The following is a 22,189-nucleotide window of genomic DNA, read 5'->3' as shown; positions in this document are numbered from 1 at the left end:
CTAGGCGTTGAGGTACGTCAGGACGGCGAGGACCCGGCGGTGGCCGCCGCTGTCGCTCGGCGGCAGGCCGAGCTTCAGGAAGACGTTCCCGATGTGCTTGTGCACGGCCCGCTCGGTGACCACCATCGAGCGGGCGATCGTGCCGTTGTCGTGGCCCTGGGCCATCAGCTCCAGGACCTCGCGCTCGCGGGGCGTGAGGGAGTCCAGCGGGTCGTCGCGGCGGCGGGCCATCAGTTCGGTGACGACCTCCGGGTCCAGGGCCGTGCCGCCGGCGGCGACCCGTTCCAGGGCGTCCAGGAACTCGTCGACGCGGCCCACCCGGTCCTTCAGGAGGTAGCCGACGCCCCGCGCGCCGCCGCCCAGGAGCTCGGCCGCGTACGTCTCCTCCACGTACTGCGAGAGCACGAGCACCGGCAGCTCCGGGAGGCGCTCGCGGGCCGCGAGCGCCGCCCGCAGCCCCTCGTCGCGGAAGCCGGGCGGCAGCCGCACGTCGAGGACGGCCACGTCGGGCCGGTGCTCCAGGAGCAGCGGCAGGATCTCGGGGCCGGTGGCCGCGACCCCCGCGACCTCGTGGCCGGACGAGGTCAGCAGCAGCACCAGCCCCTCCCTGAGGAGGGCGTTGTCCTCGGCGATCACCACACGCACGGAAGCTCCACTTCGATCACGGTCGGGCCCCCCACGGGGCTGGTCAACCGTACGGTGCCGTCGAGCGCGGCGACCCGGCGCCTCATGCCCGTCAGGCCGGAGCCGCCGCTCTCGCCCGCCTCGGCCCCGCCGCGCCCCTCGTCCCGCACGCGCACGCGGAGGGCGGCCGGTTCACGGGCCAGGGAGACGGAGGCGCGGTCGGCGCCGCTGTGCTTGGCGGCGTTCGTGAGCGCCTCGGCGACCACGAAGTACGCGGCGGCCTCGACGGCGGCCGGGGCGCGGGGGCCGTCCTGGTCGTGGTCGCCGAGGCCGGTCACCGAGACCGCCGCCTCCAGGCCGCTGCTCGCGGCGAGGGCCCGTACCGCTCCGGTCAGGCCGCGGTCGGTGAGGATCGGCGGGTGGATGCCGCGCACCACGTGCCGCAGCTCGGCCAGCGCCTCCTCGGCCTGCGTCTGGGCGTCGTCGAGGAGCCGGCGGGCGGTCGCGGGATCGGAGTCGTACGCGCGCCGGGCGAGCCCGATCCGCATGGACAGCGCCACCAGGCGGGCCTGCGCGCCGTCGTGGAGGTCGCGCTCGATCCGGCGCAGCTCGGCGCCGTGCGCGGCGATCGCGCCCGCACGGGTGGCCGTGAGCTGCTCGATCCGGGCGGCGAGGGCGGCGTCCCGGGCGGCCGACGGGCCGGGTGTGAGCAGTGTGCGCGACCAGTCCGCCGCCAGGCCGGCGAGCCGTCCGATCAGCGGCAGGGCCACCGGCCGCCGTCCCGTGAGCCCGGTCATCACTCCGTCGACCAGCAGCGCGGGCGCCCAGAGGAGCAGCGAGAGGTACCAGAGCACCAGGCCGTAGAGCAGCTGCGCGGCGGCCCAGACCAGGTCCTGCCGGGTGCCCGGGTCGCCGACCGCGGTCCGCACGCGCGCGGGGAGTGGTCCTTCGAGCGGCAGGTACGCCTCGGGGACGGGCGTCCCGGTCCACGCGGCCGTACGGCGCCGCTCCCAGCCGGCGAGGCGACGCAGCAGCAGCACGCTCTCGGGGAGCACGCCGGCGCCGATGACCGTCAGGGTGACGACGGAGGTGAAGAGGGCGACGCCCACCATCAGGTAGCAGAGGAGGGAGAGCGCGGCCCCGACCGTGAGGTGGAGCCACGCCCGGGCCGCTTCCTTGATCGCCTCACGCATGGAGCCAGGGTAGGCGGCGGCCCGGGGGGAGACGGTGGAGCGGGCTACACCATCGCTCCGGGAGCGGGCACGGCTGTGCGGGGACGGGGCGGGGGGCGAGGATCGAGGAGCCGTCGGAACCGCGACGGCGAACCCCCGGAAAACGCCCCACGGAGGCATCCCATGCGCGCCCTTCTCTGGCTGCTGCTCACCGCGAGCGTCCTGGCCAACGTCTTCGTCGGCACCTTCGCCGGCTGGTCCGGTCCCCTCCGGATCGTCGGAAGCGTCGGCACCGGAGTGGTCCTGCTCGGCTCCGCGGTCGGCCTGTGGCTGACCAGGCCCCGCGGCGAGGGCTGAGGCGGAGAGGGCTGAGGAGAGGGGTTTTTCCACAGGTCGGCTGGGGTTGTCGTAGTGCTGCCCCACAATGGAGGACGTACCTGAGGAGGGGCAGACATGGCCGTATGGGACGACCTGGTCGGACAGACCCGGCTCGAGGAGCAGCTCGCCGCCGCCGCGCGCGACGCCGACGCGCTCGTCACCGCCCACGCCGCCGGCGAGTCGGCCCCCGACACCTCCAAGATGACCCACGCCTGGCTCTTCACCGGCCCCCCGGGCTCGGGCCGGGCGACCGCGGCGCGCGCCTTCGCCGCCGCGCTGCAGTGCGTGAGCCCCGACCGGGCGCTCGGCGGGGCCCCGGGCTGCGGCTTCTGCGACGGCTGCCACACGACCCTCGTCGGGACGCACGCGGACGTCGAGATCGTCCGTACGGACCTGCTGTCCATCGGCGTGAAGGAGACCCGCGACCTCGTCCGGCGCGCACAGCTCTCCCCGGCCGGCGGCCGCTGGCAGGTCATCGTCCTGGAGGACGCCGACCGCCTCACCGAGGGCGCGGGGAACGTGCTCCTGAAGGCCGTCGAGGAGCCCGCGCCGCGCACGGTCTGGCTGCTCTGCGCGCCCTCCCTGGAGGACGTGCTGCCCACGATCCGCTCCCGCTGCCGCCACCTGACCCTGCGCACCCCGCCCGTGGAGGCCGTCGCCGACGTGCTCGTGCGGCGCGACGGCATCGAGCCGGAGGCGGCGCACGCCGCCGCCCGCGCCACCCAGGGGCACATCGACCGGGCGCGGCGGCTCGCCACCGACGAGCGGGCCCGCGCGCGCCGGTCCGTCGTCCTGAAGCTGCCGCTGCGGGTCGACGACGTCGGCGGCTGCCTCAAGGCCGCGCAGGAGCTGGTCGACGCGGCCGCGGAGGACGCGAAGCAGCTCGCGGAGGAGGTCGACGTCAAGGAGACCGAGGAGCTGAAGACGGCCCTCGGCGCGGCGCAGGGCGGGCGGATGCCGCGCGGCACGGCCGGGGCGATGAAGGAGCTGGAGGAGCGGCAGAAGCGGCGCAGGACGCGGACGCAGCGCGACAGCCTGGACCTCGCGCTCACCGACCTCACCGGCTTCTACCGCGACGTCCTGGCGCTCCAGCTCCGCTCGCGCACGGCGCTGGCGAACACGGACGTGCGCGACGCGCTGGAGCGGATCGCCCACGACACCACCCCGGAGCGGACGCTGCGCCGCATCGAGGCGGTCCTCGCCTGCCGCAAGGCCCTCGACCGGAACGTGGCGCCGCTGCTCGCGGTGGAGGCGATGACGATGGCGCTGCGGGGCTGACCCCGGTGTTCCGGCCCCGGAGAGCGATTGGACACGGTCCGTACCGGTGCGGATACGCTCCGGGGATGGACTCCAGGCGCATGCTCCGCACGTCCGCCACGGCCCTCGCGGCCGCCGGGCTGATCCTCTCCGGCTGCTCGGGCGGGAGTGACGCCGCCGCGCCCCGGACGACCGCGTCGACGTCCTCCTCCGCGCCCGAGGCGTCGAAGCTGAAGAAGTACTACGAGCAGAAGCTGAAGTGGCGCGACTGCGGCGTCGAGGGTTTCCAGTGCGCCACCCTGCGCGCCCCGCTCGACTACGCGAAGCCGGACGGGGAGGAGGTCGAGCTCGCGGTCTCCCGGGTCCGGGCCACCGGCCCCGGCAAGCGGCTCGGCTCGCTCCTGGTCAACCCGGGCGGGCCCGGCGGCTCCGCCGTCGGCTACCTCCAGGGGTACGCGGGCATCGGCTACCCCGCGCCTGTCCGCGCCCGCTACGACATGGTGGCCGTCGACCCGCGCGGCGTGGCCCGCAGCGAGCCCGTCGAGTGTCTGACGGGCCCGCAGATGGACGCGTACACGCAGGTCGACCAGACCCCCGACGACACGGCGGAGATCAACGCGCTCAGCGCGGCCTTCAAGGGCTTCGCGGCCGGCTGCGAGAAGAAGTCGGGGAAGGTCCTGCCGCACGTCTCCACCGTCGAGGCGGCCCGCGACATGGACGTCCTGCGGGCGGTGCTGGGCGACGCGAAGCTCACCTACGTGGGGGCGTCGTACGGCACGTTCCTCGGCGCCACCTACGCCGAGCTGTTCCCCGACCGGGTCGGGCGTCTCGTCCTCGACGGGGCGATGGACCCCTCGCTCTCCGCGCTCGACCTCAACCGGGACCAGACCGGCGGCTTCGAGACCGCCTTCCGCGCCTTCGCCGCCGACTGCGTCCGCAAGCCGGACTGCCCCCTGGGCACCGGGTCCGTCGCCGCGGCCGGGGAGGCGATGAAGAAGTTCTTCCGCGACGTGGACGCGGCGCCCGTGCCCACGGGGGAGGACCGGAAGCTCGGCGAGTCCCTCGCCACCACGGGCGTGATCGCCGCCATGTACGACGAGGGCGCCTGGCCCCAGCTGCGCGAGGCCCTCGCCCAGGCGATGGGCGGCGAGGGCGCCGGGCTGCTCGCGCTGGCCGACAGCTACTACGAGCGCGAGACGGACGGCACGTACGCCAACCTGATGTTCGCCAACGCGGCCGTGAACTGCCTGGACCTGCCGCCGGCCTACCGTGACGCCGCGGCCGCCGAGAAGGCCGTCCCGTCCTTCGAGAAGGCCTCCCCGGTCTTCGGCGCGGGCCTCGCCTGGGCCGCCCTCAACTGCACCTACTGGCCCGCCCCGCCCACCGGCCGGCCGCACCGCATCACCGCCGAGGGCGCCGCCCCGATCCTCGTCGTCGGCACCACCCGGGACCCGGCCACCCCGTACCACTGGGCCCGGTCCCTGGCCGGCCAGCTCTCCTCCGGCACCCTGCTGACCTACGAGGGCGACGGCCACACCGCCTACGGCCGGGGCAGCGACTGCATCGACACCGCGATCAACACCTACCTCCTGGAAGGCACCCCTCCGGCAGACGGAAAGCGCTGCTCGTAGGCCCGATCCGGGGGTGGTCGGAGCACCTCCGGAAACTGTGTAGACTTGGCGACGCTGCTGCACCACGATGTGTCTGCACAGCATGCCGCCTTAGCTCAGTTGGCCAGAGCAACGCACTCGTAATGCGTAGGTCTCGGGTTCGAATCCCGAAGGCGGCTCACTTGGAACCCCAGGTCAGATCAATTCTGACCTGGGGTTTCGTGGTTCAGGAGGGTCTCAGCCGGTCGAGCCGGTCAGACGTTGACGGGGGCCGTCTCGCCGACCTGCGTGTCGCGCATGACCAGCTTCACGTCGGTGAGTCGTGCCTTCGTCGTGCCGTCCCGCGCCAGCAGCGGGACGTCGCTCTCGGCGCGCAGCTCCGTGCCACTGCCGTCCAGTTCGGCCGCGCGGCCCGCGAGCGGTACCCCAGCGGTGGCGTGGAGGGTGCCGTGCGGCGTGCACACTTCGAGGTGAGTGTCGAGGTGCAGGTCGGCGGGGTAGGCGAGGCGGCTCAGGGAGTCCTCCTCGCCCTTGCCGAAGGTGCCGCCCGAGGGCCGCGCCCAGGCCGTCCGCAGCATGATGCGCCCGCCCAGCTCGGCGCACTCGCCGACGACGGCGAGGCGGGACAGCCGGGCCTGCACCCCGCTGCCCTCACCGTGCTTGTCGGGGCCGAAGAGGAGGATCTCCGCACCGGCGGCCAGGCGGTTGTCACCCGCCACGTCCACCTTCACGGTCCTGCCGTTCACCGCGAGGGTCAGCGAGCCCTCCAGGCGGGCCTGGACGATCAGCGAAGGGTCGAACATCGCGGTCATGAAGGGGCTCGGGGACGGCGCGAAGAACAGCGTCGGCGTGATGCCGACCGGCTCGTTCTCGTCGTCGGCCGGGTACCAGGCTTCGGGAAGGCCGGTGCTGTTCAGCACGCCGGGCGCCGGCGCGACGTCTCGCACGTCTCCCCGCGGGAAGCCCAGGACGGGGCCGGTCAGCGGCTTTGGGCTCCATGTTCAGGGATTCGTAGGTTTCGCGACTCACCGGACTGCCTCCGTCATCTGTACGTGCAGGGCACTGACGGGGGAAGCCTGGCGTGCCGGACCGCGGCCTTCGTGAGCAAGGGCTGCGCGCCACCGGAACGAGTGAGCCGCGTTCAGGCCATCAGCCGGGCTCCGCCTGCTGAACGCGCGGTGGGGCGTCCAACGCCCGCGCATCGACATCACGTGGTGGTCGGCGACCCCACCCGCACGCCGTCGTGGACCCCAGCCCTCTTGAGGCCGGCGTCCACGGTGTCCGCCCGCCCGGGGCCGGGCGCCCCGGGCGGGCGGGTCAGCGGGGGAGGCCCGGCTGGTCGAAGGTGTCCGGGACGGGGAGGGTCGACCAGTGGGAGACCGGCCAGGCGACCAGGACGGCGCGGCCCACCACGTCCGTCACGGGAACCATGCCGCCCCGGGGGTCGCCCTGGTGGTAGCGGGAGTCCTGTGAGCTCTGCCGGTGGTCGCCCATCACCCACAGGTGGCCGGCGGGGACCGTGACCTTGAACTGGCCCTCCGGGTCCGTGCTGCAGGCCGTGTTCCCCTGGAAGACGTAGGGCTCGGTCAGGGCCTTGCCGTTGACCTTCAGGGGGCCCTCGCCCTTGCACTCGACGGTGTCTCCGGCGACGCCGACGACCCGCTTGATCAGGTGCTGTTCCCCGGCCGCCGGCATCAGTCCGACGAAGCCCAGGGCCTTCTGCAGTGCGGTGGGCTGCTTCGCCGGCCGTCCCGCCAGCCAGTCGCCGGGGTCGCGGAAGACCACGACCTCGCCCCTGTCGGGTTCCGAGCCGAACCACGGGGTGAGCTTGTCGACCAGGACCCGGTCGTCGACCTGCAGGGTGTTCTGCATCGATCCCGAGGGGATCAGGAACGCCTGGAGCAGGAACGTCTTGATCAGGAACGCCAGGACGAGCGCGATCCCCGCGAGGAACGGCAGCTCGATCCAGAAGGGGCGGCGCCGTTTCGCGGCGCCGCCGGACGCCGGGGCACCCTCGCCCGGAGGGCTTCCCTCCGGGCCCTCCCCTTCGGATCGCTCCTCGGTCGCCAAGTCGCTCATGTCCACCCTGACTTCGTCGTCTCCGTGTCGTCTGCACGGACCCTATGCCCGGTGGCACCCGTACGGCGGCCACGGACCGCTCTTCACCACGTACGGGTGACCCCGTGGCCCCCTCAGGGACTCGGCTGCTCGCGCTCCTGCTGGGCCAGGAGGTAACCGGCCTGGAAGCGGCTCTCGGCGCCGAGGGCGGCCATCACGTCGGCGACGTGGCGGCGGCAGCTGCGGACCGACAGACCCAGGCGGCGGGCGATCGCCGCGTCCGTCAGGCCCTCCGTGAGCAGGCGGACGATGGTCTGCTTCAGCTCGTCGGAGATGTCCATGATGGTCTGCCGGTCCCACTCCGTCTCGAACGGCAGGGCCTCCAGCCACAGTCGCTCGTACGCGCCCACCATGAACGCGACCACGTGCGGCTCGCGGACCAGGACCGCCGCGTGCGGGTCGTCCGGGACCGGGATGACCGCCGTCGAGCGGTCGAAGACGAGCATCCGCATGAACTCGTCGTCCAGCGTGCGCACCTGGGCGCCGAGCCGGCCGATCCGCTCCACGTAGGCGCAGGTGCCCGAGGAGAAGCGGGCGGTGTGCTGGTAGAGGACGCGCATCCGGACGCCGCGGCGCAGGAGTTCCTCGTCGCGGGCCACCGCCTCCTCGAGGACCTCGGCGCGCCGCCCGCCGCCCGGCTGCGCCGTCATGACCTCGCGCTCGCAGGTCCGGCCCAGTTCGGTGATGGCCTCCCGCACCGCGCGCAGGTCGGTGAGCAGCTCCACGTACTCCGCCTGCCGCAGGTGCGTCAGGCGGAGCAGGTGGGACTCGTACAGCGGCATGAAGGCCATCAACTGCTCACGGGCGCGCTCCATGTGCTGGCGGCGGGCGCGCATCTCGCGCTCCAGCGGCCCCAGGGTGCGCTGGACGGCCTCGTCCGGCGCCACCGGGAGCACCGCCCGCTCCGGGGTGCGGCGCAGCAGGCCCATGTCGAGGAGGGCGGAGACGGCCGACTCCACCCGGGCGAGCGGCAGTTCGAGCTCCGCCGCGAGGTCGGCGGAGTACGCCGGCGGCTGGGCCGGGTCCCGGGCCAGGAGGCAGGTGTAGACCCGGGTCAGGGGGTCCTCGGGGTCCTCGGAGGGCGGTGCGGGGAGGCCCGTTCCCGCCGTTCCCCCCGCCGCCGCCGCGCCGATCGCGGCCGGGGCGGTGGTCTCCGGGGCCGTTCCCGCGGACGCCGTCTCCGCCGGAGCGGCGGAGTCCGGGGTTCCGTCGTCGCCCTGGGCCCGCAGTATGTCTGGTATCGCCACCTTTTCCCCCGTTTGTGACGGCGTCCTCTTGCTGCCATGCAGCCTAATGAGCCATGCGGTCCGCCCCATAGTCATGCCGCTCTGTATACGTTCGTATCACCGCCCACAAGGTCAAAGCGCACCAAGCTCGCGCAGCCAGCGAACCTCGCAAACCCCCACCGAAACCCACGACTCGCCCCTCTCCGAAGCGGAAAGAGAGCACACGACATGAAGCGGCGGATCCGCACCACCCTCCTCACCACCCTGGTCGTCGGCCTCGCGGGCCTCGCCACCGTCACCGCCGACGCCGTCACCGGCGGCACCCGCACGAACGACACCGGCTGGGGCGCGGCCGTCCTCACCGGCACGTACGACACCGGCTGGGGCGCGCCCGCCGCCGGCACGGGCACGAACGACACCGGCTGGGGGTGACCCGGATGACCCTGCTCGACTGCACCCTGCGCACCGGCGGACGGCTCACCGGCGGATCCGTACCCCCCGCGCTGGCCGCCGACTACCTCGCGGTCTGCGCGCGGATCGGCGTCGACGTCATCGAGCTGGGCACCGTCCACGACCCCGCCGACCGCTCCGCCCCGCGCGGCGCGCTGCTGCCGGTCCCGCTCCCCGAGCGCTACGGCCCCCGCTTCTCCGTCCTCCTCGACACCGCGCACCTGCCCGCCACGGACGCCGCCGCCACGGCCTCCGCCGGGCGGATCGCCGACACCCTGACCGCGGAACCCGTGCCCGTCGGACTCGTCCGCCTCGCCGTCCGGTACGACCGGGTGGCCCGCGCCGCCGCCCCGCTGCACCGCCTGCGGGAAGCCGGCTTCGGCGTCTGCCTCTTCCTCACCCACATCGACCTCGCCTCCTACCCGGAGCTCGACCGCTGCCTCGGCGAGAGCGCCGCGCTCGGCCCGCTCGACGCCGTCTTCCTCGTCGACTCCCTCGGCTCGCTCCGCCCCGAGCGCGTCATCGAACTCGTCCAGTCCACCCGCGCCGCCGTGGCCGCGCCCGTCGGCATCCACGCCCGCGACAACCAGGGCTTCGCCCTGCACAACACCGTCGTCGCCGGAAGCGCCGGAGCCACCTGGCAGGATGCCGCCGTGCACGGGATCGGCCCGGGCGCCGGTCTGACCCGCACGGAGCAGCTGCTCGCCCTCCTCGGCGCCACGCCCACCGACCTCGCGCCCCTCCTCGCGCTCATCGCCACGCACGTCGCGCCGCTCAAGCGGCGGTACGGGTGGGGGGCCGGGCCCCGCCAGGTCATGGCCGGCCTCGCCCGCATCCCGGTCGCGTCGGTGACGGGCCTCGATCCCCGGTAGCCACCACCGCAGTTTCCGTTTCCGCAGGTCCCGTCGCATCCGGGGCCGAGCCGACCGCGCCCGCACCCGCGTCCACACCGACCGCGTCCGCACCGACCGCGTCCGCACCGACCGCGCCCGCCGTCCCAGGAGACCCCATGCCCTTCACCTCGCCCATCCTGCCGCCTGGAGAACCGGCCCCCGCCCCCACTCCGTACCGCGAGCTCCCCCCGACGACCGGAGACGCCCCCATGGCCGACCGCCGCTTCCGCATCGACCGCAGTGCCGCCACCGAGGAGTTCGGGCTCGCCTGCCAGCGGATCATCCCCTGGCCGGGCGGGGACGCCGAGCCGCCCGTCGGCGCCATGGCCTGCTTCCTGAAGCCCGGCGGGGACTCCGACCCCGACTGCCACAACCAGGACGAGGTCATGATCATCCTCGGCGGCACCGGGAGCGTGACCCTCGACGGGCGCCCGGAGCCGCCGTTCCGCACCGGCGACGTCGTCGTGCTGCCCCGGAACCAGGAGCACGTCGTCCACAACACCGGCGACACCGAGCTGAGCTGGCTCTCCCTCTACTGGCCGCTGCGCGAGCCCGCCATCCGTACCGACAACGAGGAGGTCGCCGCATGAGCGCCGACGCGTCCACCCACTGGATCACCGCCACCCCGCCCACCCCCAACGGCGACCTCCACATCGGCCACCTCGCCGGGCCCTACCTCGCCGGCGACGTCCTGCGCCGCTTCCTCGCCGCCGAGGGCACCGGCGCCGTCCGCTACACCACCGGCCTCGACGACCACCAGAGCTACGTGCCCGTCCGCGGCCTGAACGACGGCGGACGCAAGGGCGAGGAGGTCGCCGACGGCTACGGCGCCTCCATCGAGTCCGTGTGGCGGCAGGCCGGAGCCGACTTCGACGCGATCGTCCGCCCGCGCCGCGACGTCGGCTACCGGTCGGCCGTCCAGGAGTTCTTCAGCCGCCTGTACGACGCCGGGCACATCGTCGCCCGCACGCGCCCCCTGCCGTACTGCACCGGCTGCGAGCGCTGGCTGTACGAGGCCTACCTCAAGGGCGACTGCCCGCACTGCGGCTCCGGCTCCAACGGCAACGCCTGCGAGCCCTGCGGCCGCCCCAACGACTGCGCCGACCTCGCGAACCCCGTCTGCACCGGCTGCGGCGCCACCCCCGAACTCCGCGACTGCGAGCGGCTCTACTTTCCCCTCGCCCCCTGGGAGGAGCGGCTCACCGCCTTCTGGGAGCAGGTCGACATGCCGCCGCACCTGCGCTCCCTCTGCGAGCGGATGCGGGCCGAAGGACTCCCCGAGATCGCCGTCAGCCACCCCTCCGAGTGGGGCGTCCCCGTGCCCGTCGAGGGCTTCACCGACCAGCGGATCTACGTCTGGTTCGAGATGGCCCCCGGCTACCTCCTGGAGTGGACCGGCGCCGGCGAGACCGGCCCCGCGCCCGCGCCCGTCCAGTTCTTCGGCTTCGACAACGGCTACTTCCACGCCCTGCTGTTCCCCGCCGCCTTCCGGGCGTACGACCCCGGGATCGCGCTGCCGAAGGCCTTCGTCGTCAACGAGTTCTACCGGCTCGAAGGACTGAAGTTCTCCACCAGCAGGCGCCACGCCATCTGGGCGCACGAGGAGCTCGCCCGGACGAGCGCGGACGTCCTGCGCTACCACGTCCTGTCCGACCGCCCCAACGGCCGCCAGACCAGCTTCAGTTCCGCCGCCCTCGAACTCAGCCGCACCCGGCTCGCCGAACGCTGGGACGGCTGGCTCGGCCGGCTGCTCACCGCCGTCGCCGAGTCCACCGACGGCCTCGCCCCCGCCGAGGCGCCCCGGGGCCCGGCGTGGGAGCGGCTGCGGGCCCGCCTCACCGAGACCGTCGGGCAGCTGCGCGAGGCGTACGGGGCGGAGATCGGCGGCTACGACGCGCGGCGCGCGATCGCGCTGCTCGACGAAGTCGTGTGCCTCGCCGAGGACTTCGGCCACGTGAACGGCTTCGAGGCCGAGCGCCCGGACGGCGCCGCCGACCACCGCTCCGCGCTCTCCGCCCAGCTCGCCGTCGCCGCCGCCCTGTCCGCCTGGGCCGCGCCCGCCCTTCCGTACGGCTCCGCCCGGCTCACGGCCCTCCTCGGCCTCGCGCCGGAACCCCGCCGGGTGGACGCCGAGGCCCTCGCGCCGCTCGCCCCGGGGACACCGGTGGCGGCCTGGCCCGGGGCGGTCTTCAGTGCCTGAGACGTCGGGGGACCCGCTGCCCCGCGGCGCCGTCGTCGGCCCCTTCTCCGGGCCCCGGGCCGCCTGGGGCGAGCACCTGGAGCGGGCTGCCGAACGGTACGGCACGGCCGTGAACTGGGAGCTGTACGACGACCGCGGGGAGGCCGAGACGGCCCGGCAGATCGCCGAGGCGGTCGTCGCCGAAGGCCGGCACGCCCTGGTCGTCGGGCACTTCAACAGCGCCGGCGCGGCGGCCGCCCTCCCCGTCTACCGGGCGGCCGGGCTCCCCGTCCTCCTCCCGCTGGCCACCACGCCCGGCCTCCTCGCCGACAGCGCCGGCACCCTCCTGCGCTGGTGCCCGGACGACCGCGCCCAGGCGGCCGACCTGCTCGCCGCCGTACGGGACGCGGGACACACCCGGGTCGCCGTCACGCACGACGGCAGCCCGTACGGGGAGCGGCTCGCCCTCCTCGTACGGGACGCCCCGGCGGCTCCGCGGCCCGCCGTCCCGTCGGGGGCCGTGGTCTCCGACGGCAGCGGGCCCGCGACGGGCGCCGTGCCGGTGCCGGCGGCCCTGACCGGGCCTTCCCCTGACGTCCTCGACGGACCGGACGTCCTCGACGGGCCGGAGGGACGGGACGCCCCGGCGCTCACCGCGCTCGTCGTCTGCGGGACCCACGTCGGGGCCGCGCGGGCGGCCCGGGAGTGGCGGGCGGCCGGGTTCGAGGGCGCGTTCTGGTTCACCGACGACTGCGCGGTCGACGAGTTCGCCGTCCTGCTCGGTGCCCCGGCCGCGACCGGCGGGGCGTCCGTGGCCCGGATGCGCGGCGGGCCCGAAGCCCACGTGGACGCGGCCTTCGCCGCCGCCACCGCCGCGCTCGCCGAGGACCCGGCACGCACCGGACGCACCCTCCTCGCCGCCGTACGGGCCCACGCCGACCGGGGGTTCACCGCGCTCGGGGAGCCCGAGCCCGGGAGCGTGGGATGGGACTTCGTGCCCGTGCCCGTGTCCGCCGTGGCCGGGGCGCCGGCGCGCACCGGCGGCCGGCACGGGCGGGCCTACGACGTCATCGTCGTCGGCGCCGGGGTCGTCGGCTCCGCCACCGCCTCCGCCCTCGCCCGGCACGGCGCCCGGGTCGCGCTCGTCGCCCCCATGGACGGGCGCCAGGACCACGCCACCGCCTGGTCCGGCGGGCTCGTCCGGTCCTTCGAGGCCGACCCGTACCTGCGCGGGCTCGCCCTGCGCAGCCACCACCTCGCCTGGGGGCCCGCCGCGCTCGCTCCGGGACCGTACGGCTTCATGGCCACCGGGTCGCTCGTCCTCTGCGGCGACGCCGACCTGGAACAGGCCGAGAAGGGCGTCGCCGAGCTCAACGGGGCCGGTGTGCCGGCGGAGTTGCTGGGCCCGGACGTGCTGGGGGCCCGCTTCCCCGGGCTCTCCGTCGACGGCGTCACCGCCGCCGTCTGGGAACCCCAGGCCGGTTACGCCGACCCGCCCCGCACCGCACGCGTCTACCGCGACCGCGCCCTCGCCCACGGGGCCCGGCTGCTGCCCGCCCGGGTACGGGAACTGGACGCGCCGCCCGGGGCCGACCGGGTCCGCGTCCTCCTCGAACCAGGCGGCCCCGTCGAGGCCTTCGCCGTGGTCCTCGCGGCCGGCGGCGGCACCGGGGAGATCGCCGGGCACCGGCTCAGCGGCGCGGACGCCGGACGCACCAAGAGCATCCGGTACGGCTTCTTCCACCACCCCGCCACCGCGGGCCTGCCGACCGTCGTCGACATGGTCAGCGGCGTCTGGGGCCGGCCCCAGCTCACCGGAGAGGCGGCCGGCGGCTACATGGCCGGGCGCCCCGTCGACGAATGGGACGTGCCCCCGGGCGGCGAGGCCACGCTGACCGACGAGCACGTGGCGTACATACGCCAGGGGGCGGCCGCGCGGTGGCCCTGGCTCGCCGACCCCGCGACCCGCTTCCTCGGCGGGCGCCGGGGCGTCGACCTCTACACCCCGCACTCCCGCCCCCACCTCGGCCGCGAACGGCCCGACAGCCGGATCGTCCTCGCGACGGGGTGGTCGGGCGCGGGCTTCAAGACGGCACCGGCGGCGGCGGAGCTGGCGGCGGCGGAGGCGCTGGACGTCCTGGGGGGCACCTGAGCCCCCGCCCCCGTCCCGTGTGGGCGATCGTCCCGCCCCTTGCGGAACGTCTGCCCACAACGGGGGGCGCGGGGCGTGCCGGTTGTGTCGAACGAATGCTCATCACTCACTCGAAGGTGACACCATGACCGATCTGCTGCAGCGGCCTGACGCCGCCCCCCGCAGCACCCTCGGCGTGCGCGCTCTCGTCGTGTTCTACGTCAGCAGCCTCGTCGGCACCGGCATCCTCCTGGTGCCGGGGCTGACGGAGCGGCAGGCCGGGCCCGCGGCGCTGCTCGCGTGGCTGGCGCTGGCCCTCAGCTCGTACCCCTTCGCGCGCTTCTTCGCGGAGATGTCGGCCTGGCGCCCCGACGCCTCCGGTCTCGCCGCGATGGTGGAGGCCGGGTTCGGGCGCCGTCCGGGACGGGCGGCGGCGTTGCTGCTCGTCGCCACGTACGTCATCGGGAACCCGGTGATGGGCATCGTGTCCGCCCGCTGCCTGCTCGGGCTGCTCGGCCAGCCCGACGGGCCCGTGTACCCGATCGCGATCGGCTTCATGGCGCTGTCCGCCGCGTTCACGCTGCTCGGGCTCACGGCCGGCGCCCGCGTGCAGACCGCGGCGCTGCTGGTGCTGCTGCTCGGCCTGGGCGGCGCCGTGGTGCTCGCGGTGCCGCGTTTCGAGGCGGGGGCGTACACCCCGTTCCTCACGCACGGCTGGGGCGGCGTCGGCATCGCCGTCGTCACCGCGTTCTTCTCCTTCCTCGGCTGGGAGAACGTCTCGACCCTCGCCGAGCAGGTCGAGGACCCCGCCCGCAGCTACCGGCGGGCGATCCGCTGGGCGGTGCCCGTCGTCGGGCTGCTCTACGCGGCGGTGACGGCCGCCTACCTGGCGGTCCCGGGCGACGAGCCCGTCGTCATCACCGCCCTGCTCGGCGCCTCGCTCGGCGACGGCGGCGCGATCGCCGGCGACCTCCTCGCCCTCGGCCTCGCGGTGGTCGCCACCAACGCCTGGGTGCTCGGCGCCACCCGGGTCGTCCGGGCCGCCGCCCGCGAGCGGATCCTGCCGCGCGCCCTGGCCGACCGCCCGGTGCGGGCGACCGTCGCGCTGGCCCTCGCCTACGCGGCCGTCCTCGGTGCCCTGACCGTCACGGGGACCGGCGAGGAGGTGGTGCTCGTCGTCACCAGCAGCGCGTTCCTGCTGCTGTACGTGGCCGCCGCAGCGGCCGCCCTGCGGGCGCGCGGCACCGGCCGTGCCCTGCGCGCGACGGCCGTCGTGACCCTGCTGATCGCGGCCGTCTTCCTCTCCTTCGCCGGTACGGGACTGCTGCTCGCCCTGCTCCTCGCCGCCGGCTGCGTCGCCCTCTCCGGCCGCGCGCGCACGTCCTGAACCCCCTCCCACCGAAAGGCACTTCGCCATGAACGAGACCGTGAACGAGAACGTGAACGAGACCACCCCCGTCTACGACGTCGTCGGTGTCGGCTTCGGGCCCGCCAACCTCGCCCTCGCGATCGCGATCGAGGAGTACAACGAGCAGGCCGCGCCCGACGACCGGCTCACGGCCGTCTTCCTGGAGAAGCAGCCGAACTTCGGCTGGCACCGGGGCATGCTGATCCCGGACGCCACCATGCAGGTCTCGTTCCTCAAGGACCTGGCCACGATGCGCAATCCGCGCAGCCGCTTCGGCTTCGTGCCGTACCTCCACGACCGGGGCCGCCTGGTCGACTTCATCAACCACAAGGTGCTGTTCCCGACCCGTGAGGAGTTCCACGACTACCTCCAGTGGGCCGCCGACGGCGTGGACCACATGGTCCGTTACGGACTGGAGGTCACCGCCATCCGCCGGGCGGGAGCGGCGGATGCGTCGGGCCCCGTCGTCGAGGTCGACGTCGCCGCCTTCGGAGCGGCGGAGGCCGTCACGTACCGGGCGCGGAACCTCGTCGTCGGCACCGGCCTCGTGCCCCGGCTCCCCGAGGGCGTGGAGTCCTCCGAACGCCTCTGGCACAGCAGCGAGTTCCTGCACCGGCTCGCCGCGCTGCCCACCGACGAGCCGCGCCGTTTCGTCGTCGCCGGAGCCGGCCAGAGCGCCGCCGAGATCGCCGACCACCTGCACCGGACGTACGAGGGGGCCGAGGTCGTCGCCGTCCACACCCGGTACGGCTACAGCCCGGCCGACGACAGCCCGTACGCGAACCGGATCTTCGACCCGGCCGCCGTCGACCTCTACCACGGCGCCGAGCCGTCGGTCCGCCGCACGCTCATGGACTACCACCGCAACACCAACTACGGCGTCGTCGACATGGACCTCATCGAGGAGCTCTACCGCCGCTCGTACCAGGAGAAGGTGCGCGGCGAGCAGCGGCTGCGGATCCTCGGCGTCACCCGCCTCACCGAGGTCGAGGAGGGCCCCGACGGCGTCCGCGTCCAGGTGCGGAACCTCGCGACGGGTGAGACGGAGACGATGGACGCGGACGCGGTCGTCTACGCCACCGGCTACTCCGAGCCGGACCCGGGCCGGCTGCTCGGCGAACTGGACGCCGCCTGCGCGCGCGACGAGGACGGCCGGCTGCGGGTGCGCCGCGACTACCGGGTGGAGACGGCGCCCGAGGTGGAGGCCGGGATCTACCTGATGGGCGGCACCGAGCACTCGCACGGCATCACGGCCAACCTGCTGTCGATGGCGGCCGTCCGGGCCGGCGAGATCTGTGACTCCCTGGCCGCCCGCCGCCGTTCCGACAGGTGGGCGCCGGTGGCGGTGACCGGCTGATCCCCCGTACAACACCTACACCCACACTTCGACGAGAGGGCGCCATGAGCACCACCACCTCCACGGAGGCCGACGACGAGCTGTCCGTCACCGAGCGGACCCGGCTGCGCCGGATGCGTCACAAGGGGAGCCACCGTCGGGCCGACCTGGACGCCGTGCTCGCCGCGGGCTTCCTCTGCCACCTCGGCGTCACCGTCGACGGCACGACGATGGTGGTGCCCACCGCCTACGGCGTGGACGGCGACCGGCTCTACCTGCACGGTTCGGTCGCCAGCCGCAGCCTGGTCCAGGCCCCCGACGCCACCGTCTGCGTCACGGTCACGCACGTCGACGGCCTCGTCCTCGCCCGCTCCGTCTTCGAGCACGGGGTCAACTACCGCTGCGCGATGATCTACGGCGTGCCGGAGATCGTCACCGACCCGGAGGAGAAGCTCCGTGGTCTGCGGGCCCTGACCGAGCAGAGCTCGCCGGGCCAGTGGGAGTACGCGCGGCAGCCGAGCCGCAAGGAGCTGGCCGCGACCGCGGTGCTCGCGCTCGACCTGACCGAGGCCTCGGTGAAGACCGCGGGCGGCCCGCCGGACGACGGCGAGTCCGAGGACGCGGCGCTCGGCCTGTGGGCGGGGGTGCTCCCGGTGGTGACCACCTTCGGCGAGCCGATCACCGACCCGGTCCTCCCTGCGGACTTCGCCCCGCCGGCCCACATCGCCTCGCGCGCGGGCCGGGTCCTGGGCGGGGAGCCCGCCGCCGCCCAGGTGTAAGCGGCCGCCGCCCGGCCGCCGCCCGGCCGCCGCCCGGCCGCCGCCCGGGCGCAGCCGGCGCCGCCCGGGTGCGGCGGGGGAGGCCCCGCGGGGCCGGACCAAGCCCAGCCGCGTGTGCGGCTGGGCTTTCCCGCGTCAGGGCCCGCGTCCAGGCCCGCGCCCGCCTGCGGGCCTCCGGTCCGGGTCCGTCTCCAGGGTCGGTGCCCGGGGTCAGTCGCCGTGTCCGGTGCCTCCGCTGCCGAAGCCGCCGCTGGAGATGCCGCGCCACTTGCGCTTCTCCTCGCTCTGCGGTTCGGAGTCCGTCTCGCCCGAGTTCTTCAGGTTGTAGGGCATGAGCCGGTGTTCGCCGTCGGTCTGCGGCATCTCGGCCGGCCTGCGGTATTCGGACGTCTCGCCGGGGATCGCCCCGGTGTCGGGCCGGTGCGGCTGCTCGTCCGGCTTGGGGGGCTCGGGCTCGCGGTTGCGGACCCGGTATCCGTACCAGAAGGCCCCGATGAGGACGGCCACGAGAACGAGGCCGCCGAGGACCTGCCCCATACCTGACTGCCAGACTCCAGCGGCCAGGTTCTCTGCTGCGCTGAGAGTGTTCATACCAACAGGATTACCCGATTCCGCTTCTTCGGATACGTCGAGCGGCCATCCTCCGGGAATCCCCTCCGAACCCTCCGATCCGGCTGAAACATTTCCGCGCCCCCATCGCGTCAATGAGGTGTACGGCGACCACGCCACGTGACCGCGAGGGAAAGGAGGGGCATGAGAAAGTCCCGCGCGGACGAGTTCCAGGAGTTCGCCTCCGCACGCACGGGGCACCTGTTCCGCTCGGCGTGCCTGCTGACCAGCGGCGACACCCATCTCGCCGAAGACCTCACCCAGGAGACGCTCGGCCGGATGTACGCCCTCTGGGGCCGCGTGACCCGAATCGGGAACCCCGCCGCGTACGCCCAGACCGTGCTCGTCCGCACGTTCCTCAGCCACCAGCGGCGCCGCTCGGCCACCGAGCGCCCCCTCGGCGAGCTGCCCGACCGCGCCCCCGAGCACGGCGAGGACCCGGCGCTGCGGATCGCGCTGCTCGACGCGCTGGCCGCGCTCGCGCCGAAGGACCGGGCGGTCGTGGTGCTCCGCTACTGGGAGGACCGCAGCATCGAGGAGACCGCCGAGGCCCTGCACGTCAGCTCCGCCGCGGTCCGCACCCGCTCGGTGCGCGCGCTCGCGAAGCTGCGGGAACGGCTCGGCGGCAGCCTCGTCGCCTTCGCCACCCACTGAGGGCGACCCGGCCCCCGGTACGTCCCACCCACCTCAGCACGTCCCACCCACTGACCGGAGACGGTGATCTCGGCATGCCCCAGAACGAAGGAACCCAGCACGACGGAGCCTCCCACGAGCGCTTCGAGGAGGAGCTCGGCGCGATCCTGCGCAGCACCGGTGAGGGCTTCGCCGCCGACGACCGGCGCGAGCTGGTCGCGGGCGGGCTCCAGCGCGGCCGGCGCCGCCTGGTGCGCCGCCGCCTCGCGGTGACCGGCGGCGTCGTCGCGCTCGCCGCCGTCGGCATCGGCGGCGTGTACGGCGGTTCGCTGCTCGGCCCCGCCGGACAGTCGACGACGACCTCCGTGGCGGCGCCCCCGCAGCCCGCCCGGGCCGACGGAACCGGCACCGGCGCCGGTAAGAAGCCCTTCGCCGAGGCGCAGATCCCGGTGAAGGACCTCGCCGCCGTCCTCAAGGCAAACACCCCGGCCGGCCAGTGGCGGTTCGACAACCTGGACGGCCAGGGCCAGTCCGTCACCGGCGTCTACGACGACGGCCACGGCGAGGCGGGCGTCAGCGTCGGCCTCTACCGGGCCGGCCGGACCGCCGAGGCCGGCACGGACCAGGTCACGTGCCCCGACAAGGCCCTCGTCCCGTATGACCGCTGCACCGACGGGCGGCTGCAGAGTGGTGAACGGATCATGGTCATCCAGGGGTACGAGTACCCCGACAAGCGCGAGGAGACCAAGAACTGGCGGGCGGTCCTGCTCACCAAGGACGGGATCCTGATCGACGCGAGCGAGTACAACGCCGCCGCCGAGAAGGGCGCCGCGATCAGCCGGGAGAACCCGCCCTTCAGCCTCACCCAGCTGAAGGCCCTCGTCACGGCCGAGGCCTGGCGGCCGCTGGCCGCCCAGCTGCCCCAGCTCCCGGGGAAGCCCGGAAAGGGCGAGGGCCGGGACCCCTCCGTGCCGAGCGCGGCCGCCGTCCAGGCCACCCTGCGCTCCTTCCTGCCCGCCGGAGTCACCGTGACGTCCCACGGCGGCGGAGACGGCCACGGCTACGTCGTCGTCGACGACGGCAGGGGCGCGAGCCTCGTCGGCGTCGACGTCCAGCCCGTCACCGGGGACGGGATCGACGAGCTCTTCACCGGCGCCGACGTCGTCACCCTGCCCGACGGCACCAAGGTCAGGTCCACGCAGCAGGCCGGCGAGAAGGGCGGCGCCGGGGTCGTCTGGTGGAGCGTCGACACCCTGAGCCCGAAGGGCTTCCGGGTCGCCGTCTCCGCCTTCAACTCGGGCGCGCAGCACGAGGCCGCCACGCGCGCCGAGCCCGCGCTGACGATGGAGCAGCTGAAGACGATCGCGCTGAGCCCGAAGTGGCGGAAGTCGCCGCTGAAGTAGGAAGGCCGGGGCGAGCGGTGGCGGTACGGGACGGGGGACCGTACCGCCACCGGCCCGCCCGGTCTACTTCGCGTCCGCGTACCGCTCGACCGTCGCCGTCGTGAACGGGAACCGGACCGGCGTCTCCCCGAACGCGATCCGCCCGGCCTCGTCCCCGGCCGCCCGGATCGCCTCCGTCACCGCCCCCGCCTCCTCCGCCGGACAGTGCACGATCACCTCGTCGTGCTGGAAGAACACCAGCTCGGCCCGCATCCCCGACAGGGAGCGCCGCAGCGCCGCCAGCATCAGCAGCGCCCAGTCGGCGGCGCTGCCCTGCACGACGAAGTTACGGGTGAAGCGGCCGCGCGCCCGGGCGTTCCCCGAGGCGTACCCGGGGACGAACTCGCCGCCCTCCCGCTCCGGTTCACCGGCGTCCTGCGGGAGCCCGGCCTCCTCGTCCCCGTCGGAGCCGACCGCCCGCGGACTGGTCCGGCCCAGCCAGGTCCGCACGAGCCGGCCCTCCTCACCCGCCTTCGCCGCCTCGTCGACGTAGGCCACCGCCCGCGGGAAACGGCGCCGCAGCGCCGCCAGGTTCTTCAGGCCGTCACCGCTCGTCTGCCCGTAGATCGCGCCGAGCAGCGCGAGCTTGGCGTGGTCGCGGTCGCCGGAGAAGGCCCGGGCGGAGAGCCGGGTGTACAGGTCGTCGGGGTGCCCCGCGACCTCCATCAGCCCCGGGTCGCGGGAGATCGCGGCGAGGACGCGCGGCTCCATCTGGTCGGCGTCGGCCACCACCAGCCGCCAGCCCTCGTCGGCGACCACCGCCCGCCGGATCACCTTCGGGATCTGCAGGGCGCCGCCGCCGTTCGTCGTCCAGCGCCCGCTGACCGTGCCGCCCGGCAGGTACTCCGGCCGGAAGCGGCCGTCCCGCACCCAGTCGGCCAGCCACGACCAGCCGTGCGCCGTCCAGATCCGGTACAGCTTCTTGTACGCGAGGAGGGGCTCCACCGCCGGGTGGTCCAGCTCGGCGAGCTCCCAGCGGCGCGTGGACCTGACCCGGATCCCCGCCCGCGCGAAGGCCTTCACCACATCGGCCGGCAGATCCGGCCGGACCCGGCGGCCGAACGCCGCCGACACCTCGTCCGCGAGCTCCGCGAGCCGGCGCGGCTCGCCCCCGCCCGCGTACCGCTCGCCGAGCAGCTCGCCCAGCAGCTCCCGGTGCACGTCCGCCCGCCACGGCAGCCCGGCCCGGTGCATCTCGGCGGCCACCAGCATCCCCGCCGACTCGGCGGCCGTGAGCAGCCGCATCCGGCCGGGGTGCTCGGCCAGGTCGTGGCGGCGCAGCTGCTCCGCGTACACCGCGAGCAGCCCCTCGAAGGGCACGGAGACGGTGGGGCGCGGCTCGAAGAGCGAGTCCTGCGAACCGGGCTCGGCGGCGCGCTGGGGCGGATCGGGCGGCACGGGCGCGTTCCGCAGGCGCGCCCAGGCGGCGGCGGCACTGCGCGGCTCGCCGAGCCGGCCCTCGTGGCCGAGGAGGAGCTGCTCGGCGTCCTCGACGTCGTAGCACCGCTCGACGCGCACGCCGGCGGCGAGCAGCCGCGGATAGACCTCGGCCGTCGACCGCCACACCCAGCGGGCCACCTCGGGCCGCGCCCGCACGGCCGCCACCAGGTCCGGCTCGCGCCGCACCGGGCCCGCGGGCAGTCCGTCCGGACCGAGGGGCACGAGCAGCGCTCCGTCCCCTTCGGCCTCGACGCCCAGCGCCCACCTTTCGCTCACGGCGCGAGTCTGACACCCCGCACTGACACCACCACTCAGCCACCCGCCCGTGTGGGCGGCACCCGGCTGGGCGGTGCCGCTCCCGCGCCCGCCCGTGTGGGCGCACGCCCGCGGGGCGGTACCCACCCGCCGTGTGGGCGATCGTTCCGCCCTGCGGAACGATCGGCGCAGCGTCGTGTAGGGAAAGATGGTCCTACTGAGTGGAGATCTAGGGGGGCGGCGTCTCAA

At 74.7% G+C, this 22,189-nt stretch carries 20 protein-coding genes and 1 tRNA gene; 14 read left to right on the top strand and 7 right to left on the bottom strand.

The genetic code is table 11. The features are described from left to right. Together ACFYUZ_RS05250 and ACFYUZ_RS05245 are read right to left on the bottom strand one after the other, a co-directional pair. Positions 1 to 645: a LuxR C-terminal-related transcriptional regulator gene (locus ACFYUZ_RS05250; RefSeq protein WP_389306468.1), complete on the bottom strand. Its 645-nt coding sequence runs from the start codon at positions 643 to 645 to the stop codon at positions 1 to 3. Continuing rightward, the gene (locus ACFYUZ_RS05245; RefSeq protein ID WP_389306466.1) at positions 633 to 1,817 is read right to left on the bottom strand and encodes a histidine kinase; all 1,185 of its coding nucleotides are present in this window, start codon (positions 1,815 to 1,817) and stop codon (positions 633 to 635) included. The genes ACFYUZ_RS05250 and ACFYUZ_RS05245 overlap by 13 nt, the downstream gene beginning before the upstream one ends. Positions 1,818 to 1,979: 162 nt before the next feature. Between ACFYUZ_RS05245 and ACFYUZ_RS05240 the strand changes: the two genes are divergently transcribed. The 4 genes from ACFYUZ_RS05240 to ACFYUZ_RS05225 all read left to right on the top strand — a co-directional run bounded on the left by ACFYUZ_RS05240 (position 1,980) and on the right by ACFYUZ_RS05225 (position 5,220). Continuing rightward, complete coding sequence (locus ACFYUZ_RS05240; protein WP_389306464.1) at positions 1,980 to 2,153, top strand: hypothetical protein; 174 nt, start codon at positions 1,980 to 1,982, stop codon at positions 2,151 to 2,153. A gap of 96 nt (positions 2,154 to 2,249) precedes the next feature. Then, the gene (locus ACFYUZ_RS05235; protein ID WP_389306462.1) at positions 2,250 to 3,452 is read left to right on the top strand and encodes a DNA polymerase III subunit delta'; all 1,203 of its coding nucleotides are present in this window, start codon (positions 2,250 to 2,252) and stop codon (positions 3,450 to 3,452) included. Between the two features lie 65 nt (positions 3,453 to 3,517). Beyond that, entirely contained in the window at positions 3,518 to 5,062 is a 1,545-nt protein-coding gene (locus ACFYUZ_RS05230) for an alpha/beta hydrolase (protein WP_389306460.1), read from the top strand. Positions 5,063 to 5,146: 84 nt separating this feature from the next. Next, positions 5,147 to 5,220: transfer RNA gene (locus tag ACFYUZ_RS05225), tRNA-Thr, on the top strand. Positions 5,221 to 5,295: 75 nt separating this feature from the next. Here ACFYUZ_RS05225 and ACFYUZ_RS05220 read toward each other — a convergent pair. The 3 genes from ACFYUZ_RS05220 to ACFYUZ_RS05210 form a co-directional block, all read right to left on the bottom strand. Next, positions 5,296 to 6,024, bottom strand: coding sequence for a DUF6004 family protein (locus ACFYUZ_RS05220; protein WP_389307011.1), 729 nt, complete (start codon positions 6,022 to 6,024; stop codon positions 5,296 to 5,298). 334 nt (positions 6,025 to 6,358) lie between these two features. Beyond that, entirely contained in the window at positions 6,359 to 7,120 is a 762-nt protein-coding gene (gene lepB, locus ACFYUZ_RS05215) for a signal peptidase I (protein WP_389306459.1), read from the bottom strand. Between the two features lie 113 nt (positions 7,121 to 7,233). Next, a complete protein-coding gene (locus ACFYUZ_RS05210; protein WP_389306458.1) occupies positions 7,234 to 8,406 on the bottom strand; it encodes a LuxR C-terminal-related transcriptional regulator in 1,173 nt (390 codons plus the stop codon). A 207-nt stretch (positions 8,407 to 8,613) separates the two neighbouring features. Between ACFYUZ_RS05210 and ACFYUZ_RS05205 the strand changes: the two genes are divergently transcribed. The 8 genes from ACFYUZ_RS05205 to ACFYUZ_RS05170 all read left to right on the top strand — a co-directional run bounded on the left by ACFYUZ_RS05205 (position 8,614) and on the right by ACFYUZ_RS05170 (position 17,561). Then, positions 8,614 to 8,817 (top strand): hypothetical protein, encoded by a 204-nt coding sequence (locus tag ACFYUZ_RS05205; RefSeq protein ID WP_389306456.1) that lies wholly within the window; start codon positions 8,614 to 8,616, stop codon positions 8,815 to 8,817. 5 nt (positions 8,818 to 8,822) lie between these two features. Continuing rightward, entirely contained in the window at positions 8,823 to 9,707 is an 885-nt protein-coding gene (locus ACFYUZ_RS05200) for a hypothetical protein (RefSeq protein ID WP_389306454.1), read from the top strand. Between the two features lie 137 nt (positions 9,708 to 9,844). Continuing rightward, entirely contained in the window at positions 9,845 to 10,318 is a 474-nt protein-coding gene (locus ACFYUZ_RS05195; RefSeq protein WP_389306452.1) for a cupin domain-containing protein, read from the top strand. After that, positions 10,315 to 11,928, top strand: a complete 1,614-nt coding sequence (locus ACFYUZ_RS05190; protein WP_389306450.1) for a class I tRNA ligase family protein — start codon at positions 10,315 to 10,317, stop codon at positions 11,926 to 11,928. The genes ACFYUZ_RS05195 and ACFYUZ_RS05190 overlap by 4 nt, the downstream gene beginning before the upstream one ends. Beyond that, positions 11,921 to 14,059: an FAD-dependent oxidoreductase gene (locus tag ACFYUZ_RS05185; protein ID WP_389306448.1), complete on the top strand. Its 2,139-nt coding sequence runs from the start codon at positions 11,921 to 11,923 to the stop codon at positions 14,057 to 14,059. The genes ACFYUZ_RS05190 and ACFYUZ_RS05185 overlap by 8 nt, the downstream gene beginning before the upstream one ends. Before the next feature lie 124 nt (positions 14,060 to 14,183). Beyond that, positions 14,184 to 15,425 (top strand): APC family permease, encoded by a 1,242-nt coding sequence (locus tag ACFYUZ_RS05180; protein WP_389306446.1) that lies wholly within the window; start codon positions 14,184 to 14,186, stop codon positions 15,423 to 15,425. Between the two features lie 28 nt (positions 15,426 to 15,453). Continuing rightward, positions 15,454 to 16,803, top strand: coding sequence for a lysine N(6)-hydroxylase/L-ornithine N(5)-oxygenase family protein (locus tag ACFYUZ_RS05175; protein WP_389306444.1), 1,350 nt, complete (start codon positions 15,454 to 15,456; stop codon positions 16,801 to 16,803). Between the two features lie 44 nt (positions 16,804 to 16,847). Next, positions 16,848 to 17,561, top strand: coding sequence for a pyridoxamine 5'-phosphate oxidase family protein (locus ACFYUZ_RS05170; protein ID WP_389306443.1), 714 nt, complete (start codon positions 16,848 to 16,850; stop codon positions 17,559 to 17,561). A gap of 210 nt (positions 17,562 to 17,771) precedes the next feature. Here ACFYUZ_RS05170 and ACFYUZ_RS05165 read toward each other — a convergent pair whose 3' ends face one another. Next, the gene (locus ACFYUZ_RS05165; RefSeq protein WP_389306441.1) at positions 17,772 to 18,152 is read right to left on the bottom strand and encodes a DUF6479 family protein; all 381 of its coding nucleotides are present in this window, start codon (positions 18,150 to 18,152) and stop codon (positions 17,772 to 17,774) included. A 162-nt stretch (positions 18,153 to 18,314) separates the two neighbouring features. On the opposite strand from ACFYUZ_RS05165, the gene ACFYUZ_RS05160 reads away from it, so the two are divergent. Together ACFYUZ_RS05160 and ACFYUZ_RS05155 are read left to right on the top strand one after the other, a co-directional pair. Next, on the top strand, positions 18,315 to 18,824 hold the full coding sequence (locus tag ACFYUZ_RS05160) for a SigE family RNA polymerase sigma factor (RefSeq protein ID WP_389306439.1): 510 nt from the start codon (positions 18,315 to 18,317) through the stop codon (positions 18,822 to 18,824). 74 nt (positions 18,825 to 18,898) lie between these two features. Then, entirely contained in the window at positions 18,899 to 20,206 is a 1,308-nt protein-coding gene (locus tag ACFYUZ_RS05155) for a hypothetical protein (protein WP_389306437.1), read from the top strand. A 63-nt stretch (positions 20,207 to 20,269) separates the two neighbouring features. Here ACFYUZ_RS05155 and ACFYUZ_RS05150 read toward each other — a convergent pair whose 3' ends face one another. Continuing rightward, positions 20,270 to 21,961 carry a bifunctional 3'-5' exonuclease/DNA polymerase gene (locus tag ACFYUZ_RS05150; RefSeq protein ID WP_389306436.1) on the bottom strand — a complete coding sequence of 564 codons (1,692 nt, stop codon included), beginning with the start codon at positions 21,959 to 21,961 and terminating at the stop codon, positions 20,270 to 20,272. Between the last annotated feature and the right edge of the window lie 228 nt (positions 21,962 to 22,189).

This window comes from Streptomyces sp. NPDC004266, from assembly GCF_042874095.1.
Taxonomy (GTDB): domain Bacteria; phylum Actinomycetota; class Actinomycetes; order Streptomycetales; family Streptomycetaceae; genus Streptomyces.
This window is presented reverse-complemented; position numbering and strand designations above follow the sequence as displayed.

Bases quoted from the DNA above. Each gene is read 5' to 3' on its own strand.
- ACFYUZ_RS05245 (WP_389306466.1), bottom strand. From the start codon at position 1,817: ATGCGTGAGGCGATCAAGGAAGCGGCCCGGGCGTGGCTCCACCTCACG.
- ACFYUZ_RS05240 (WP_389306464.1), top strand. From the start codon at position 1,980: ATGCGCGCCCTTCTCTGGCTGCTGCTCACCGCGAGCGTCCTGGCCAAC.
- ACFYUZ_RS05235 (WP_389306462.1), top strand. From the start codon at position 2,250: ATGGCCGTATGGGACGACCTGGTCGGACAGACCCGGCTCGAGGAGCAG.
- ACFYUZ_RS05230 (WP_389306460.1), top strand. From the start codon at position 3,518: ATGGACTCCAGGCGCATGCTCCGCACGTCCGCCACGGCCCTCGCGGCC.
- lepB (WP_389306459.1), bottom strand. From the start codon at position 7,120: ATGAGCGACTTGGCGACCGAGGAGCGATCCGAAGGGGAGGGCCCGGAG.
- ACFYUZ_RS05205 (WP_389306456.1), top strand. From the start codon at position 8,614: ATGAAGCGGCGGATCCGCACCACCCTCCTCACCACCCTGGTCGTCGGC.
- ACFYUZ_RS05200 (WP_389306454.1), top strand. From the start codon at position 8,823: ATGACCCTGCTCGACTGCACCCTGCGCACCGGCGGACGGCTCACCGGC.
- ACFYUZ_RS05195 (WP_389306452.1), top strand. From the start codon at position 9,845: ATGCCCTTCACCTCGCCCATCCTGCCGCCTGGAGAACCGGCCCCCGCC.
- ACFYUZ_RS05190 (WP_389306450.1), top strand. From the start codon at position 10,315: ATGAGCGCCGACGCGTCCACCCACTGGATCACCGCCACCCCGCCCACC.
- ACFYUZ_RS05180 (WP_389306446.1), top strand. From the start codon at position 14,184: ATGACCGATCTGCTGCAGCGGCCTGACGCCGCCCCCCGCAGCACCCTC.
- ACFYUZ_RS05175 (WP_389306444.1), top strand. From the start codon at position 15,454: ATGAACGAGACCGTGAACGAGAACGTGAACGAGACCACCCCCGTCTAC.
- ACFYUZ_RS05170 (WP_389306443.1), top strand. From the start codon at position 16,848: ATGAGCACCACCACCTCCACGGAGGCCGACGACGAGCTGTCCGTCACC.
- ACFYUZ_RS05165 (WP_389306441.1), bottom strand. From the start codon at position 18,152: ATGAACACTCTCAGCGCAGCAGAGAACCTGGCCGCTGGAGTCTGGCAG.
- ACFYUZ_RS05160 (WP_389306439.1), top strand. From the start codon at position 18,315: ATGAGAAAGTCCCGCGCGGACGAGTTCCAGGAGTTCGCCTCCGCACGC.
- ACFYUZ_RS05155 (WP_389306437.1), top strand. From the start codon at position 18,899: ATGCCCCAGAACGAAGGAACCCAGCACGACGGAGCCTCCCACGAGCGC.